Source organism: Nocardia sputorum (genome assembly GCF_027924405.1).
In the GTDB taxonomy this organism is placed as follows: Bacteria; Actinomycetota; Actinomycetes; order Mycobacteriales; family Mycobacteriaceae; genus Nocardia; species Nocardia sputorum.
This window is the reverse complement of record NZ_AP026978.1, coordinates 6,330,757-6,346,435: the sequence shown is the minus strand read 5'-3', so window position 1 is coordinate 6,346,435 and position 15,679 is coordinate 6,330,757. Positions and strand designations below refer to the sequence as shown.

At 70.6% G+C, this 15,679-nt stretch carries 18 protein-coding genes and 1 pseudogene; 14 read left to right on the top strand and 5 right to left on the bottom strand.

The window, feature by feature from the left end; translation table 11 throughout:
* The first annotated feature begins 37 nt into the window (after positions 1-37).
* Together QMG86_RS28480 and QMG86_RS28475 are read left to right on the top strand one after the other, a co-directional pair.
* Positions 38-1,111, top strand: a complete 1,074-nt coding sequence (locus tag QMG86_RS28480; protein WP_281875800.1) for an NAD-dependent epimerase/dehydratase family protein — start codon at positions 38-40, stop codon at positions 1,109-1,111.
* Complete coding sequence (locus QMG86_RS28475) at positions 1,108-2,115, top strand: lysophospholipid acyltransferase family protein (protein WP_281875798.1); 1,008 nt, start codon at positions 1,108-1,110, stop codon at positions 2,113-2,115. Before QMG86_RS28480 ends, QMG86_RS28475 begins: the two co-directional genes overlap by 4 nt.
* Positions 2,116-2,277: 162 nt before the next feature.
* On the opposite strand, the gene QMG86_RS28470 is transcribed toward QMG86_RS28475, so the two are convergent.
* The gene (locus QMG86_RS28470; RefSeq protein ID WP_281881171.1) at positions 2,278-3,225 is read right to left on the bottom strand and encodes an HAD family hydrolase; all 948 of its coding nucleotides are present in this window, start codon (positions 3,223-3,225) and stop codon (positions 2,278-2,280) included.
* 222 nt (positions 3,226-3,447) lie between these two features.
* Here QMG86_RS28470 and QMG86_RS28465 point away from each other — a divergent pair, with 222 nt between their 5' ends.
* The 5 genes from QMG86_RS28465 to QMG86_RS28445 all read left to right on the top strand — a co-directional run bounded on the left by QMG86_RS28465 (position 3,448) and on the right by QMG86_RS28445 (position 9,199).
* On the top strand, positions 3,448-3,708 hold the full coding sequence (locus QMG86_RS28465; protein ID WP_159841608.1) for a glutaredoxin family protein: 261 nt from the start codon (positions 3,448-3,450) through the stop codon (positions 3,706-3,708).
* 238 nt (positions 3,709-3,946) lie between these two features.
* Positions 3,947-4,792 (top strand): redox-sensing transcriptional repressor Rex, encoded by an 846-nt coding sequence (locus QMG86_RS28460; protein ID WP_281875796.1) that lies wholly within the window; start codon positions 3,947-3,949, stop codon positions 4,790-4,792.
* A gap of 294 nt (positions 4,793-5,086) precedes the next feature.
* On the top strand, positions 5,087-6,520 hold the full coding sequence (locus QMG86_RS28455) for a glutamyl-tRNA reductase (RefSeq protein WP_281875795.1): 1,434 nt from the start codon (positions 5,087-5,089) through the stop codon (positions 6,518-6,520).
* Positions 6,517-7,572: a hydroxymethylbilane synthase gene (gene hemC, locus QMG86_RS28450; protein ID WP_281875793.1), complete on the top strand. Its 1,056-nt coding sequence runs from the start codon at positions 6,517-6,519 to the stop codon at positions 7,570-7,572. Before QMG86_RS28455 ends, hemC begins: the two co-directional genes overlap by 4 nt.
* A 64-nt stretch (positions 7,573-7,636) precedes the next feature.
* Complete coding sequence (locus QMG86_RS28445) at positions 7,637-9,199, top strand: bifunctional uroporphyrinogen-III C-methyltransferase/uroporphyrinogen-III synthase (protein WP_281875792.1); 1,563 nt, start codon at positions 7,637-7,639, stop codon at positions 9,197-9,199.
* A 108-nt stretch (positions 9,200-9,307) separates the two neighbouring features.
* Here QMG86_RS28445 and QMG86_RS28440 read toward each other — a convergent pair.
* Positions 9,308-9,535, bottom strand: a pseudogene (locus tag QMG86_RS28440) (helix-turn-helix domain-containing protein); the annotation flags it as partial.
* 68 nt (positions 9,536-9,603) lie between these two features.
* Between QMG86_RS28440 and QMG86_RS28435 the strand changes: the two are divergent.
* A complete protein-coding gene (locus QMG86_RS28435) occupies positions 9,604-10,008 on the top strand; it encodes an imine reductase family protein (protein WP_281875791.1) in 405 nt (134 codons plus the stop codon).
* A 196-nt stretch (positions 10,009-10,204) separates the two neighbouring features.
* Here QMG86_RS28435 and QMG86_RS28430 read toward each other — a convergent pair whose 3' ends face one another.
* The 3 genes from QMG86_RS28430 to QMG86_RS28420 all read right to left on the bottom strand — a co-directional run bounded on the left by QMG86_RS28430 (position 10,205) and on the right by QMG86_RS28420 (position 12,242).
* Entirely contained in the window at positions 10,205-10,477 is a 273-nt protein-coding gene (locus QMG86_RS28430; protein WP_157114571.1) for a hypothetical protein, read from the bottom strand.
* Positions 10,478-10,601: 124 nt separating this feature from the next.
* Complete coding sequence (locus QMG86_RS28425; RefSeq protein WP_281875789.1) at positions 10,602-11,411, bottom strand: tetratricopeptide repeat protein; 810 nt, start codon at positions 11,409-11,411, stop codon at positions 10,602-10,604.
* A gap of 45 nt (positions 11,412-11,456) precedes the next feature.
* Positions 11,457-12,242, bottom strand: a complete 786-nt coding sequence (locus tag QMG86_RS28420; protein ID WP_281875787.1) for a hypothetical protein — start codon at positions 12,240-12,242, stop codon at positions 11,457-11,459.
* A gap of 181 nt (positions 12,243-12,423) precedes the next feature.
* Here QMG86_RS28420 and hemB point away from each other — a divergent pair, with 181 nt between their 5' ends.
* From hemB to QMG86_RS28390, 6 genes are all read left to right on the top strand, one after another.
* Positions 12,424-13,401, top strand: coding sequence for a porphobilinogen synthase (gene hemB, locus QMG86_RS28415; RefSeq protein WP_281875786.1), 978 nt, complete (start codon positions 12,424-12,426; stop codon positions 13,399-13,401).
* 5 nt (positions 13,402-13,406) lie between these two features.
* On the top strand, positions 13,407-13,922 hold the full coding sequence (locus QMG86_RS28410) for a hypothetical protein (protein ID WP_281875785.1): 516 nt from the start codon (positions 13,407-13,409) through the stop codon (positions 13,920-13,922).
* Between the two features lie 323 nt (positions 13,923-14,245).
* On the top strand, positions 14,246-14,728 hold the full coding sequence (mce1N, locus tag QMG86_RS28405) for a transport-regulating membrane protein Mce1N (protein WP_281875784.1): 483 nt from the start codon (positions 14,246-14,248) through the stop codon (positions 14,726-14,728).
* On the top strand, positions 14,725-14,985 hold the full coding sequence (locus QMG86_RS28400) for a hypothetical protein (protein WP_281875783.1): 261 nt from the start codon (positions 14,725-14,727) through the stop codon (positions 14,983-14,985). The genes mce1N and QMG86_RS28400 overlap by 4 nt, the downstream gene beginning before the upstream one ends.
* 57 nt (positions 14,986-15,042) lie before the next feature.
* Complete coding sequence (locus tag QMG86_RS28395; protein ID WP_281875782.1) at positions 15,043-15,273, top strand: hypothetical protein; 231 nt, start codon at positions 15,043-15,045, stop codon at positions 15,271-15,273.
* Between the two features lie 167 nt (positions 15,274-15,440).
* Positions 15,441-15,662, top strand: coding sequence for a hypothetical protein (locus QMG86_RS28390; RefSeq protein WP_281875781.1), 222 nt, complete (start codon positions 15,441-15,443; stop codon positions 15,660-15,662).
* The last annotated feature ends 17 nt before the right edge of the window (positions 15,663-15,679 follow it).

Below are 15,679 nucleotides of genomic sequence, written 5' to 3'. Positions count from 1 at the left end.
AATCACAAGGGCGGCTGGCAAGGGAAAGCGGGTGCCGGTGGGTTCTGCGGGTCGGGAAGGAAACGCGCCGAAGGTCGTGCTGGTCACCGGGGCCGGCCGCTTCTTCGGTGGCACGGTCGTCGCCCGGCTCGCCCAGGATCCCGGGATCGAGCGCATTCTCGCCGTCGACACCATGACGCCCAGCCGAGAGCTGCAGCGGCGCATGGGCCGCGCCGAATTCGTGCGAGCGGACATTCGAAATCCGTTGATCCGTAAGGTGATCGATGGTGCCGAGGTGGACACCGTGGTGCACACCGCCCTGCTGACCCGCCCGCCCGCGGGCGGCGGTCGCGCGGTGATGAAGGATCACAACGTCCTCGGCGCGATGCAGCTGTTCGCGGTGTGTCAGAAGGTGTCTTCGGTGCGCCGGGTGGTACTGCGCTCCTCGTCGGCGGTGTACGGGTGCAGTGCGAAGGATCCCGCGAAATTCAGCGAGGAAATGAGCGCGCGCACACCGCCGCGCGGCGGGTTTGCTCGCGACATGATCGATATAGAGGGTTACGTTCGCGGGCTCGCCCGGCGACGTCCCGATATCGCCGCGTCCATTCTGCGGTTCGCACCCATCGTCGGCCCGCGGTTGGCCGCTCGCGGCGTGCAATATCTGCGTTCGCCGGTGACGCCCACCGTATTCGGCCGGGACGCCAGGATGCAGTTGCTGCACGAGGAGGACGCCGTGGCCGCGCTGACGCACGCGGCGCGGCGTACGGTGGGGGGTACGTACAACATCGCGGGCGACGGCGCGCTGTCACTGTCCCAGGCGGTCCGGCGGGCAGGCCGGATCGAACTGCCCATTCCCTTCACGGTGTTCCGCACCGCGGGCCGCCTGCTCATGGGCCCGGTGATGCGGGAGTTCTCCGCCGAACAGCTCGACTATTTCCACTTCGGTTGTGGCCTGGACACCACGCGCATGCGCACCGAACTCGGGTTCGTGCCGCGCTGGACGACAGTGCAGGCGTTCGACGACTTCATCGGGGGCGCAGCGTTGCGGCCCGTGGTCGATCCAGCCTGGATCGACGCCGCAGAACACAAACTGCTCGGCCTGCTCGGGGCCGGTACGGGAGCACACCAATGAATGACGTAGCGAAAGTCATCCGACTCCACGACCTCCAGATCGAGGCGCGCCAGCGGCCTGCGCCACGACGCCTGGCCGCGCCGAGTCCGGTGACCTCGCTGGTCGAGCGCCGCGCGGCGGTGACGCCCGCCGCGCCGCAGTCGCTGTCGGGAATGCTGCGCGGCGCGCTCGGCAAGCAGATCACGAAGACCGCGGATTTCGCGCGCCGCAGGCTGACCGGCGACTACCAGGTCGACGAGTTCGGTTTCGACGAGCATCTGCTCGAGTCGGTCATCCTGCCCGCCCTGCGGCCGCTGTCGGACCTGTGGTTCCGGGTGGAGGTCAGCGGGATGGACAACCTCCCGGAGGCGGGCGGCGCGCTGATCGTGGCCAATCACGCGGGCACCGTGCCGCTGGACGGGCTGATGCTACAGCTCGCCGTGCACGACCGGCACCCGAAGCAGCGCGCGTTGCGCTTGCTCGCGGCCGACCTGATCTTCGAGACGCCGGTGCTCGGGGTGCTGGCCCGCCGGGCGGGCCACACACTGGCCTGCCGGGAGGACGCCGAACGGCTGCTGCGCTCCGGCGAGCTGACCGGGGTGTTCCCGGAAGGGTTCAAGGGCGTCGGCAAGCAGTACACCGATCGCTACAAGCTGCAACGCTTCGGGCGGGGTGGCTTCGTGGCCGCGGCGGTGCGCACCGGCGTGCCGATCATCCCGTGCTCCATCGTCGGCTCCGAGGAGATCTACCCCAAGCTGGCCGATCTGAAGCCGCTGGCCCGGCTGCTCGGCCTGCCGTATTTCCCGGTGACGCCGCTGTTCCCGCATCTGGGCCTGCTCGGCGCGGTGCCGCTGCCGTCCAAGTGGTACATCGAGTTCGGCACCCCCATCCCGACCACGCCCTACGAGCCGGAAGCCGCCGACGACCCGATGACCATGTTCGAGGTCACCGACCAGGTCCGCGAGACCATCCAGCAGACGCTCTACAAGCTGCTCACCAAGCGCCGCAACGTCTTCACTGGTTAATCGGCCGCGCCTCCGCGCGAACGGCGGATGCTCGATCTCGCTTCGCTCGAAACCGGTGGTTGCAGTGCGCTGGGCGCGTTCGGCATTCCAGCATCGGAGTGCGCCCGGCCGTAAAGGGGCGTGCCGCACGGATGATGTTCGTCGTTCCGCTCTGGTGGTCCATCAATGATCATCACGACGGCGTGTAACTGCCGCGGCGACCGCGCCGCCTGCCGCGCCCAAAGCCAGCGCGGTGGGCACGCCGATCTTGGCGGCCTTGCGGCCGGTCCGGAAGTCGCGGATCTCCCAGCCGCGGTTCTTGGCGACCTCGCGGAGATCCGAGTCGGGGTTGATCGCCACGGCCGTGCCGACCAGTGAGAGCATCGGCACGTCGTTGTGGCTGTCGGAGTAGGCGGTGCACCGCTTGAGGTTCAGGCCCTCGCGAATCGCCAGCGTGCGCACGGCGTGCGCCTTGCCGAGGCCGTGCAGGATGTCGCCGACCAGTCGCCCGGTGAACTTCCCGTCCACGCTCTCGGCCACGGTGCCCAGCGCTCCGGTGAGCCCGAGCCGCTTCGCGATCACCTGCGCCAGCTCCACCGGGGTCGCGGTCACCAGCCACACCTGCTGGCCCGCGTCCAAGTGCATCTGGGCGAGCGCGCGCGTTCCGGGCCAGATCTTGTCGGCGATGATCTCGTCGTAGATCTCCTCGCCCAGCTCGGCCAGCTCGGCGGTCGAGCGCCCGGCGATGAACGCCAGCGCCTTCTCCTTGCCGCTGGCCATATCGGTGCTGCTCTCCTTGCCGGTGACCCGGAATTTCACCTGCTTCCAGGCGACGTCCACCAGATCGGAGGTCTTGAAGTACTTGCGCGCCGCCAGACCGCGAGCGAAATGTACGATCGACGCGCCCTGCACCATGGTGTTGTCTACGTCGAAGAACGCGGCCGCGGTGAGATCGCGCGGGGCCTCCGGGCCGACGGCTTCCAACTCACCCGCGGCGAGTTCGGCGTCGTGCAGCGTCAGCGCCGCATCGGCGCTCGCCTCACCGGCCAGATTGGCCCGCAATTCCTCTTCACTCGGGCCGAAAGGGCTGCGCGAGATGCGGGCGAGCTGGTCCTGCAACCCCTGGCCCATCTGGCTCAGGTTCCACCGCGCCGGAAACTCACCGAATCGTCCCGCGATGAATCCGGCCCTCGCCACCTTCGATCGTTCCGGCACCAGTACCTCCGCCCGTCGCGCGAACCATGTCAACAGTAGCCGGATGAGCCGACAGTCACGGCAGAAGGCGGCGCGCGACACATTCGCGTGGCGCGTACCGGGCCGCCCGGCGCGCGGGCCGCGGATTAAATTCCGGTCATGACCAATCCCACACATTCGGTGACATTGCTGACTCGCGCGGGCTGTGGACTGTGTGCGACAGCACTGGAACAGCTGCGCGTGATCTGCGCCGAATTCGGTATCGAACCGGGCACCGTCGACGTCGACGAAGCCGCCGTTACCGACCCTGGCCTGCGGGCGGAGTACGGCGACCGGCTTCCCGTCGTCCTGCTCGACGGCCGCGAACACAGCTATTTCGATGTCGACGAGACCCGATTGCGGGCGGACCTGAAGCGCTGAGCGCGCCGTTTTCCGTCCGATTCGGCCGCTGTGCTGGTCGCGGCGGAAAATGAGGCCAATTTCACCGACTTTGTGCAGGGCTTCACAAGCAGTTACGGTGGTGGCACGCGACCCGCATGCCGAGGCTGCGGAGCCGCCCCGAAATCCGAAACTTCGACACCCTGGCACCGGACCGTCCCCGGGGCAGCGGGTCGAGCGACGAACCGGAGCCCGAGGCCCGGGACGAGGAGCCGACGACGTGACAGAGCAGCATGAGGCGCCGAGCGGCGTCTCCGGCAGGGCTCTGCAGAAGGACATCCCGCAGGCCACCGTCGCGCGGCTGGCTACCTATCTTCGGGTCCTCGCCATGTTGGCCGACGACGGTGTTGCCATCGTATCGAGTGAGGAACTGGCTGTCGCGGCGGGTGTCAATTCGGCCAAATTGCGCAAGGATCTCTCCTTCCTCGGCCCCAACGGAGTTCGCGGCGTCGGCTACGACGTGGCCAAGCTCCGCTCCCGCATCGAGGACGTGCTCGGCTTGTCGCAGGGGCACCGCGTCGTGCTGGTCGGCGCGGGGAATCTGGGCCGGGCCCTGGTCGGCTACGGCGGGTTCCAGCGGCGCGGTTTCACCGTGGTCGGCATTCTCGACAGCGACCCCGAGGTGATCGGCATGCCGGTCGCCGGCCTGGTGGTGCGCGACGTGGCCGAGCTGGCGGCGGCGGTCGCCGAGCTGGAGCCGACCATCGCGGTCATCACGGTTCCCGACGACGCGGCCCAGGACGTGTGCGACCGGCTCGTCGCGTCGGGTCTGCAGTCGATTTTGAGCTTCGCGCCCTGCGAGCTGGTCGCACCGGCGACCGTCGAGGTCCGGCGCGTCGACCTGGCCGTCGAGATGCAGATGCTGTCGTTCGAACGGGTGCGCAACGCCGAGCAGTCCCCGCTGCCGGAGGTCGCGCACGCCGGATCCGGCCGCATCGCGCACCGCCTGCCGACCCCGCACGCGGCGCAGGCGCACCCGGCACTCCAGCACTCGACAACCCCGCATACGACAACCTCGCATACGGCAACGGAGCCAAGCAGCAAGGGATCGGTGGTCACACCATGAGTGAGCGCAGCGAGCGAATCATGCAGCACAGCACGGCGGAGCGTTCCGTTCGTGCCGGGACGGTGTTGGCATGAGCGGTCAGGCCCGGAGGCGGCAGCGCAGCGTGACCACGCAGGGCCCCGCTCATGCCGGAATCGGATACAGCATGAGCGGTCAGGCCCGGAGGCGGCAGCGCAGCGTGACCACGCAGGGCCCCGCTCATGCCGGAAACGGATACAGCATGAGCGGTCAGGCCCGGAGGCGGCAGCGGAGCGTGACCACGCAGGGCCCCGCGCATGCCGGAAAGGACACAGCATGAGCGTTCTCCTCGTCGGCATCTCGCACCGCAGCGCGCCGGTCCCCGTGCTGGAGAAGGTGGCCGTCACCGACGCCGATCGGCCGAAGCTGATCGACCGGCTGATCGCCTCCAGCCATGTGTCCGAGGCGATGATCGTGTCCACCTGCAACCGGGTGGAGGTCTACGCGGTGGTCGACGCCTTCCACGGCGGTCTCGCCGAGATCGGCGACCTGCTGACCAAGCACTCCGGCCTGCCGATGCCCGATCTGACCAAGCACGCCTACGTCCGCTACTCCGAGGCCGCCGCCGAGCATCTGTTCGCGGTGGCCAGCGGCCTGGATTCGATGGTCGTCGGCGAGCAGCAGGTGCTCAGCCAGATCCGCGGCGCCTACGCCTCCGCCGACGCGCAGAGCGCGGTCGGGCGCACCTTGCACGAGCTGGCGCAGCACGCGCTGCGGGTCGGCAAGCGGGTGCACGCCGAGACGGGCATCGACCGCGCGGGCGCGTCGGTGGTGTCGGTCGCGCTGGACCGCGCGCAGCAGGTGCTCGGCCCGCTGGCCGGGCGGACCGCCGCGGTGGTCGGCGCGGGCGCGATGGGCGGGCTCGCGGTCGCGCATCTCTCGCGCGCCGGGATCGGCCGGATCATCGTGGTGAACCGCACGATCGAGCGGGCCCGCAGACTCGCCGAGACCGCGCGCACGCACGGCGTCGAGGCCGAGGCGATGGAGCTGTCGCGGCTCACCGAGGCGATGGCCGCCACCGACGTGGTGGTCACCTGTACCGGTGCGGTCGGCGCGGTCGTGACGCTCGCCGACACCCACCGCGCGCTCACCGACCGCGAGCGCGGCGAGGAAGCCACGGTCGAGCGGCCGTTGGTGTTCTGCGATCTCGGATTGCCGCGCGACGTCGAGCACGCTGTGGCCGGCCTGCCCGGTGTCACGCTCATCGACATCGAGACGTTGCAGCGCGATCCGGCCGCGGGCGCCGCCGCCGACGACACCGCGGCCGCCCGGTCGATCGTCGCCGACGAACTGGCCAGATATCTGGCCGGACAGCGGATGGCCGAGGTCACCCCCACGGTGGCCGCGCTACGCCAGCGCGCCGCCGAGGTGGTCGAGGCCGAACTGCTCCGGCTGGATTCGCGGCTGCCCGGCCTCGCCGACCCGGAGCGTGACGAGGTCGCGCGCACGGTGCGCCGGGTGGTCGACAAGCTGCTGCACGCGCCGACGGTGCGGGTCAAGCAGCTCGCGTCCACGCCGGGCGGCGACAGCTACGCCGAGGCGCTGCGCGAATTGTTCGAATTGAAGCCCGGTGCGGCCCAGGCGGTCGCCGCGCCGATGGAGATCACCACGCTCGCCGGCGATCACGCCGAGCTCAGCGACGGGGAGATCGCGCTGGCCGACGATTTCACCGCAGGCCATCGCGGCGAGGAACAGGGGCAGACGGCATGACCATGGTCCACCAAGAAGGCAGCACGACCGCGGACGGCACCCGCGCCCCGTGGCGGATCGGCACCCGCGGCAGCCTGCTCGCGCTCACCCAGGCGGGCACGGTGCGCGACGCGCTGATCGCGGCCGGGCAGCCGGCCGAGCTGGTCGTCATCAAGACCGCCGGTGACCTGTCGTCGGACCCGGTGCAGAAGATCGGCGTCGGCGTGTTCACCTCCGCGCTGCGCGACGAGCTGGCGGCGGGCGCGATCGACATCGCCGTGCACTCCTACAAGGATCTGCCCACCGCGCAGGACCCGCGCTTCACCATCGCCGCCATCCCGCCCAGGGAGGACCCGCGCGACGCGCTGGTCGCGCGCGACGGGCTGGTGCTCGGCGAGCTGCCCGCGGGCGCCAAGGTGGGCACTTCCGCGCCGCGGCGCGCCGCCCAGCTGCGGGCGCTCGGACTCGGCTTGGACGTCGTCCCGCTGCGCGGCAACCTGGACACCCGGCTGCGCAAGGTCAGCGAGGGTGAACTGGACGCCGTCGTGGTGGCCAGAGCCGGACTGGCCCGCATCGACCGGCTGGACGCGGTGACCGAGGCGCTGGAGCCGGTGCAGATGCTGTCGGCTCCCGCCCAGGGCGCGCTCGCGGTGGAATGCCGCAGCGACCACGCCGCCCTGGTGGAGATCCTGTCCGGCCTGGACGACGCGGCCACCCGGGCCTCGGTGATCGCCGAGCGGTCCCTGCTGGCCGAACTGGAAGCGGGCTGCACCGCGCCGATCGGCGCGCTCGCCGAGGTCGTCGAATCGCTCGACGACGAGGGGCGGATCGTGGACGAGCTGTCGCTGCGCGCGTGCGCCGCGGCCGTCGACGGATCCGACGTGCTGCGGGCGTCGGTGGTCGGCGCCCCGGCCGACGCGGCGGAGCTCGGCCGCGCGCTCGCCCGCGAGTTGCTCGACATGGGTGCGCGCGACTTGCTCGCCACCGAACCGGACGACGGTCCCCCCACCCGGGCGGTGAATTCGCCCGCCACAGACTTGCCCAACCCCAGCCCAATGGAGAACAGCCGATGAGCCAGCGAAGGACAGGCACCGTGCCCTCGGGTTTGCCGGAGCCGAGCGCAAGCGAGGTGCAGGCATGAGCCGAGCCGCGAAGAAGCACCCCGGTCGCATCCTTTTCGTCGGGTCGGGTCCCGGTGACCCGGCGCTGCTCACGGTGCGTGCGCGTGAGGTGATCGGACGGGCGACGCTGGCGTTCACCGACCCGGACGTCGACAAAGGCGTGCTCGCCCTGATCGGCACCTCCGTCGAGCCGGGCCCCGACGGCGAACGTCCCGTCGACGTGCGGCCCGCGCTCGGCGAGCCCGCCGAGGTGGCCAAGACGCTGATCGCCGAAGCGCGCGCCGGGCACGACGTGGTGCGTGTGGTCGCGGGCGACCCGCTGACCACCGACTCGGTGATCGCCGAGGTCAACGCCGTCACCCGCTCGCACATGGTCTTCGAGGTCCTGCCCGGCCTGCCCAACGGCTCCGCGGTGCCCAGCTACGCGGGCATCGCGCTGGGTTCCGGGCACACCGAGGCGGATGTGCGCGGCGAGGTCGACTGGGCCGCCCTGGCGGCCGCGCCGGGCCCGCTGGTGCTGCACGCGACCTCGGGGCATCTCGCCGAGACCGCGAGTGCCCTGGTCGAGCACGGTATGGCGCCGCAGACACCGGTCGCGGTGACGGTGCGGGGCACCACCCGCCAGCAGCGCACCATCGAGGCCACCCTGGCCACGCTGAACAGCGCGGCCTCCGAACTGGTCGGGCCGCTCGTGGTGACCATCGGCAAGGTGGTCGCGCAGCGCTCGAAGATGTCCTGGTGGGAGTCGCGCGCACTGTACGGCTGGACCGTGCTGGTGCCGCGCACCAAGGACCAGGCCGCGGAGATGAGCGAACGACTCGTCACGCACGGCGCCATCCCGATGGAGGTGCCGACCATCGCGGTCGAGCCCCCGCGCAGCCCCGCCCAGATGGAGCGCGCGGTCAAGGGCCTGGTCGACGGGCGCTACCAGTGGGTGGTGTTCACCTCCACCAACGCGGTGCGCGCGGTGTGGGAGAAGTTCGCCGAGTTCGGCCTGGACGCGCGGGCGTTCTCCGGCGTGAAGATCGCCTGCGTGGGCGAGGCCACCGCGGACAAGGTGCGCTCGTTCGGCATCAACCCCGAACTGGTGCCGAGCGGTGAGCAGTCCTCCGAGGGCCTGCTGGCCGACTTCCCGCCCTACGACGATGTGTTCGACCCGGTCAACCGGGTGCTGCTGCCGCGTGCCGACATCGCCACCGAGACGCTGGCCGAGGGCCTGCGCGACCGCGGCTGGGAGATCGACGACGTCACGGCCTATCGCACCGTGCGCGCTTCGCCGCCGCCCGCGGAGACCCGCGAGATGATCAAGACCGGCGGTTTCGACGCGGTCCTGTTCACCTCGTCCTCCACGGTCCGCAACCTGGTCGGCATCGCGGGCAAGCCGCACGCGCGCACCATCGTGGCCTGCATCGGCCCCAAGACCGCCGAAACCGCCATCGAATTCGGCCTGCGCGTGGACGTGCAGCCCGACGTGGCCCAGGTCGGTCCGCTGGTCGAGGCTCTGGCCGAGCACGCGGCCCGGCTGCGCGCCGAGGGCCTGCTGCCGCCGCCGCGCAAGAAGAGCCGCCGCAGCAGGTGAGCTGTGTTCGAACACCCCGCGTCTGCGGCGCTGGGTGTTCGCGGCCCCTGATGGCCCGCGTTTGCGCGACCGCAACGCGCGCTGATGACGCTGTCCACCACGCGCGCCTCACGTTCGAGCAGGGCCGAGGCGGGAACGGTCGGGTTGGCGGGGGAAGGCGCGGCGGTAGTCGCTGGGGCTGATGCCGATATGTTTGAGGAAGTGGTGGCGCAGGTTGTTGGCGGTGCCGAGGCCGCTGAGTTCGGCGATCTTCTCCATCGGGAGGTCGGTGGCTTCCAGCAAGGTTTGGGCTCGGCCGAGGCGCTGGTTCAGCAGCCTCTGCAGGGGTGTGGCGCCGGTCGTTTCCTGGAGTCGGCGGTAGAGGGTGCGCGGGCTGACGGCTGCGCGGCGGGCGAGGTGACCCGTTGTACCTGGGCGAGAAGGCGGGGTTGGCCTCGCTGTACGACTCGGCGCTGCTGGGCCTGATGTGGTCGGCCATGACCGGCTGGCTGCACGGCACCGCGCTCGTGGGCGCCGAGAAGATCGCGGCGACGGCCTTCACGCCCATCGCGATTCGCTGGCTCGGCGCGGTGACCGGGTTCCTGACCCGATACGCGCCCCAGGTCGACGAGGGCAGCTACCCGGGCGACGACGCGACCATCGACGTCCAGATCGCGGCCATCGATCACCTCCTGCACGCCGCCGCGGCCCGCGGTCTCGACAACGCCCTGCCCGAACTCCTGAAATCCACCATGCAACGCGCACACGCCGCCGGGCACGGCTCGGACAGCTTCGCCGCCGTCATCGAAACGCTGCGGGGCGACCGGTGAGCTCAACAGCTACGTCGGCGCCATCAACTACGCCACCATGGTCACCGTCGACGCCGAGAACCGCCCCGCACCCGAATCCTCATCCCGGTTTGGGAGAACGTCGACGGTCGGCCCGTCGCTGGACCGGCACGCCGCGGTGTGCGCTGTGCCGGGTCCGGATGTCGCGATCAGCGCGGGACAGCGCCCTTCGCGGGCCTCAGTACCGCCTGCGCATCAAGGTGCGGACCATGGAGCAGGTGGCGTCGGAGGGGGGACGGATGCCGATCACCTCGGCGGTGTGCCTGATCCGCTTGTTCGTGGCGTAACTCGGTGCGTAGACGCCGGAGTCGAGCAGTGCGATCGCCAGGCGCATCGCCTTCAGCCGCCGGTTGTGCAGGACGTACCAGGCCCGTGGGCGGCCCGCGGGCAGCGGACGCTTCTGCAGCGGGGCGTAGGGGCGATCGATGAGAACGGTTTGCGGTGTGCGCATTGGCATCCCTCCCGTGGCGATCGGGGGCGGGCGAGCCCCCTCGAACGTACCTTCGATTCTACCTCGGGGCACCGACAAACTTCGCTGGCCACAAGGGCTTTCAGACACCCTCTGGGACAGCGGCTCACAGATCGTGCAGCAGCCGCAACGCCTGTGGATGCCCCAGCGCGGCCGCGCGTTCGAGCCACTGCCTGGCTTCCCGCTGCGCCGGTGTGCGGCCGGTCGCGATGGCGGCGGCGGTCCGCAGCACCTCCGGATCGGCGAAATCTCCTGCCATGTACGGAGTATTCGACGCGCGCAGCAACAATGCCAGGTGGAACATCGAGTCGGGGTCGCCCGCTTCGGCGCCTTTACGCAGCCACTGCTCACCCTCGACGTGCCGGCCGCGATCCAGATGCAAGGCGCCCAGCACCGCCATCGCATCCGTTCGCCCGCGGCGCGCGGCCTCGGTGAGCAGCTCGATCGCGCGGTCGAATTCGCCGCGGCGGGCCAGATGCAAGCCCAGACTGCGCATGGCCGTCGGGTTTCCGGCGCGGACCGCGCGCTCGTACCACTGCTCGGCCTCCTCGTCACAGCCGCGCCGATTCGCGAGAACGCCCATGTTGCAGAGGGCTTCGGGTAACCCGCGCTCGGCGGCGGGGCGCAGCCAGCGCTCGGCCTCGTCGAAATTCCCGCGCTCCACATGCAGCAGTCCCAGCTGTATCCCCGCCGCCTCGTTGCCGCGCGCCGCGGCGGTCTCCAGCCAGCGGATACCCTCGCCGATCCGGCCGTCCGCGCCCAGCAGCGCGCCGAGCATCCCCATGGCGGGCGCGCTGCCACCCGCGGCGGCCCGGCGCAGCCAGTGCTCGGCGCCCGCCGCGTCGCCGGCGTCCCAGAGCGCTTCGGCGCGCCGCTGCATGGCGAGCAGTTCCACCTCGCTCGGTGAGTCGCTCATCTCAGCACCCGGCCTGGCGGTATCGCGCGGACAACACGCGGTCCATCACCGCGCCTGTTCGAGCGGGGCGCGGTATCCGTTCGCCCGCGCGTACGCGGTCAGCTGCTCGTCGTAGTTGCGGAGGCTGTCCAGCAACCAGGTGTGTCCGGTGTCCTTGACGACCACGATCGGCCCGCGGCTGCCCGGCGGGAGCGTGGGAACGGAGCCGTCGAGGTACCAGCTCGTGGTCGACCACGGGAAGATGTAGGCCCAGCCGATGTCGGCCACCCGTTGCGGTGGCCCGAGCTGTAAGGGGTCGGCGGGGGTGGCATGCCGCGCGCTGTGCTGGGCGAGCAGGTGCCGGGCGCTGTTGCGGGCCACCCGCACGTCCAGCGGGCCCGAGATCGTGCAGGGGAACCGCAGACTGATCTCCGCCCCGGGGCGCAGCAGCCGGCCGGCCTCTTCCAGCACTTGACACGGCCTGCTCTGCAGGCGCAGGAAGACGCTGCGGGCGGTGTCGGAGAAGCGCAGCTGGACGGTGGCGTCCTCGGTGCCGCCGACCAGGTGCGTCCCCCGGCTGCGCACCCACTCCGGCTCGTCGGGACGGATGCCGAGCGCGGCGAAGGCGACGTGCGCGCCGGGCATCACGCCGGGCGCGGCCGACTGACGTGCGACGAACTCCACGCTGAAGTTCCGCCCGGTGGCGTCGACGGCGCGCCAGATGCGCAGCACCGACGCGGGCGGGGGCAGGTTGTCGGTCAGCGCGGGCCACCAATCCGACAGCAGTACCGCCACCCACGACTCGAAGTCGGCGGCTCTGGCCAGCGAGATATCGATGTGCGGATCGGTCATGCTGTCCCCCAGCGGGTCTCGCCCCTAGTCGGAGTATGCGCCTTCGGGCGCGGAACCAGGTGAGATTTCACACACCGTTATCAGTCGGATGACATGGCGATCGCCGTATAACGGCCCGGGACCCGCGAGCAGCCAACGGGCGCTCGCGACAGCGGATCGCACCGGGCGTATCGTGCGATTCATGACCGGAATGGACCGCCCACGGCGGTTGCGCCGTACCCCGGCTATGCGTCGTCTCGTGGCCGAAACAACTCTCGAAGCACGGCAATTGGTACTGCCGATGTTCGTGGCCGACGGCTTGGCGGAGCCGCGCCCGATCGGCTCCATGCCGGGCGTGGTGCAGCACTCGCTGGACTCGCTCCGCAAGACGGCCGTCGAGGCGGTCACCGCGGGGGTCGGCGGCATCATGCTGTTCGGTGTGCCGCGTCCGGAGGACAAGGACGCCGTCGGCAGCGCGGCCAGCGATCCACGGGGCATCCTCAACCGCGGCCTGCGCGCGCTCGCCGACGAGGTGGGCGACTCGACCGTGGTCATGGCCGACACCTGCCTGGACGAATTCACCGACCACGGCCATTGCGGTGTGCTGGCCGCCGACGGCGCGGTCGACAACGACGCGACGCTGGACCGCTACGTCGAGATGGCGCTGGCCCAGGCCGAGGCGGGCGCCGACCTGCTCGGCACCAGCGGCATGATGGACGGCCAGGTGGGCGCGATCCGGCGCGGCCTGGACGCGGCCGGGCGCATCGACACCGGCATCCTGGCCTACTCGGCGAAATACGCCTCGGCGTTCTACGGCCCGTTCCGGGAGGCGGTCGGTTCCTCGCTGGAAGGCGACCGGCGCACCTATCAGCAGGACCCGGCCAATCGCCGCGAGGCGATCCGCGAACTGGAACTGGACCTGGCCGAGGGCGCGGACATCGTGATGGTCAAACCGGCCATGTCGTACCTGGACATCCTGCGCGAGGTCGCCGACCGCTCGACCGTCCCGGTCGCCGCTTACCAGATCTCCGGTGAGTACGCGATGATCACCGCCGCCGCCGAGCGCGGCTGGATCGATCGCCGCGGCGCGATCCTCGAGTCGCTGTTGAGTATCCGCCGGGCCGGCGCGGACATCGTGCTCACCTATTGGGCGACCGAGGCCGCGAACTGGCTGTCGTGACGAATATGGCGGGACCGTTCGCCGCGGGCCCGGCCCGGCCCCCGATGCCGGAGGACGTCGGCACCGCGCGGCAGCTGTGGTGGGGTGTCATCGGCTTCGGCGTCGTGCAGTTGATCGCCTCGATCCTCGCCGCGCTGGATCAGCGGCGCACCTTCGCCGCGGAGGTCTTCGAACAGGCCAGAGTGCAGGATCCGCAGGTCACGATGGCTAGTGCCGAGCTGATGGTGTCGCTGGTCTACATCGTCGTGGTCCTGATCGGGCTGGGCGTGGCGGCGCTGGCGTCGGTGATCGTGCACCAGTTCGGGCGCGGCAAGTCGTGGGCGCGCACCGTACTGACGGTGCTCGGCGCGTGGGTGGTGGTGATCGGCGTCGGGGCGCTGCTGGCGATCGACGCGGTGAACGGGACGGCCTCGCTCGTGGCGGGCGGCGCTTCCATCGTGCAGGCGGTGCTCGCGGCCGGCGCCATCTATCTGTCGCACCGGCCCGAGTCCACCGCCTACTTCCAGCCGGGCGGGCGCTGAGGCGCCGATGGAACACGTTGCCAATTTGTCCCAGACATTCCGGCATGTATGGTGAGGGTTGTCACAGTGGACGTGGGAACCGGAAGCTACTGGTCGTCCGTTTTCGTGGATTACCCGCGGGAACTCGGCAAATGGCTCCGGAGGATCGGAGGCAACGATGCGAGTGGTGATCCAGCAGCCGCACAGCATTCGGCGAGATCTGGCCGTCTTGAGCCTGCTGATTCTGTTCGCCGTGCTGACCGTCGCCGTGCTGCTGCTGCCCGGCGCGATTCACTGATTCCGCTTGCGGCCGTGTCGGCGCGCGCTGCCGTGGGGGGCCCGGCGTGACCGCAGCGGCCGTCTTGTTCTCCGAACCGGGTGCCCGGTGGCGTGCGGTGGCCTACGGGCCGATCCTGTGCCTGGCCGTTCTCGTCCTCGAACTCGTCACGGGTGGGGACGTGCATTGGTTCGCCCTGGTGTTCTGTGCCGCGCTGATCGCGGGTTTCGTCGCGCTGCAGGTGGTGGCGGGCAAGCGGCACGTCAGCGTGGAGCTGACCTCGCAGACGCTGCGCTCGGGCACCGAGTCGCTGCCCTTGAGCTCGATCGCGGAGGTTCTTCCCGAACGCGACGAGGACTCCTGGGACGACGAGGAGTGGGAGTCGGCCAGGGCACTCGGTGAGCTGACCGGCGTGCCCCGCCGCCGCACCGGTATCGGGTTACGGCTGGCCGACGGTGGCTTGGTGCAGGCCTGGGCCAGAGACCACAAGGCGCTGCGCACGGCGTTGACCGAAGCCGTCCAGCGCAGTTCGGACGGAGTGGACCGTTGAGGCGCTGGATCGTCGCGGTGCTCGTGGAGGTGGACCTGTTCGTGCTCGCCCTGGTCGGGGCGGCGCTGAGCGCGCACGCGGGCGTGCGCACCACCGACTTCCCGCCCTCCGGTGACGCCCCTGGCTTCACCGCCACCCGTTACGCCGGACCCTGGTGGCTGTTGGCCGCGGTGCTCGTCGCGGTGGCCGGCGTGCTCGCCATCGACGCCGCGGCCCGGCTCGTGCGCGGACTCCGGAGCGCCGAGGCGGGGCGCTGACCGGCGCGAGTCCGCTTGCGGCCGTTTGACCTCGCGGCGCGCGGGAACGCCCAGCACATGAAACCAACTGTCCAGCGAACACTTTTCGGTGCGGTGGCGGCCGGTGTGATCGGCGCGGCCGCGGCCGTACCAGCCACCGCGTCCGCCGAAGCCGTTCCGGGAACGCCTGTTCCGGTCACACCGGTTTTCGCGGCGACTCCGCCCGCGCCGTTGCTGCACGCGCTGCCCACGCCGTTGGCGTGCCTGGTGACCACCGGGTTCGCCAAGTTCTGCCTCGGCCTGACGTAGCCACGGATTGCCTGCGAACCGCTGCGGACGGCGCGCGAACGCGTTACCGTGCAACCGCGCGCCGTCCGGCCCGATGCCGCCGACCGCGCGCTTTGGCTGGAATGGCCCTGGGGCCGTTAGTATTTCGGCCGTAGTTCGGAATGTGTGTCGATGAAGGAAAGTGTTCGATGAACCGGTTCGCCGTGAAGATCTGTGCCGCGTTTGCCGTGGCCGCCGCCCTCGGGATGGGAGCCGCGCCCGCGGGTGCGACCCCGGGATTGCCGTTGGAGGACGCGAGCCCGGTCGACGCGCCGATCCTCGTGCCGGATTCCGGTTCCGCGGGCCCCTATAACGGGTTCATGTGCGTCCTGCACACCATGTCGGCGCAGGTCCCCTGCATGTACGCCTGATCTCCAGGCCCGCGCCC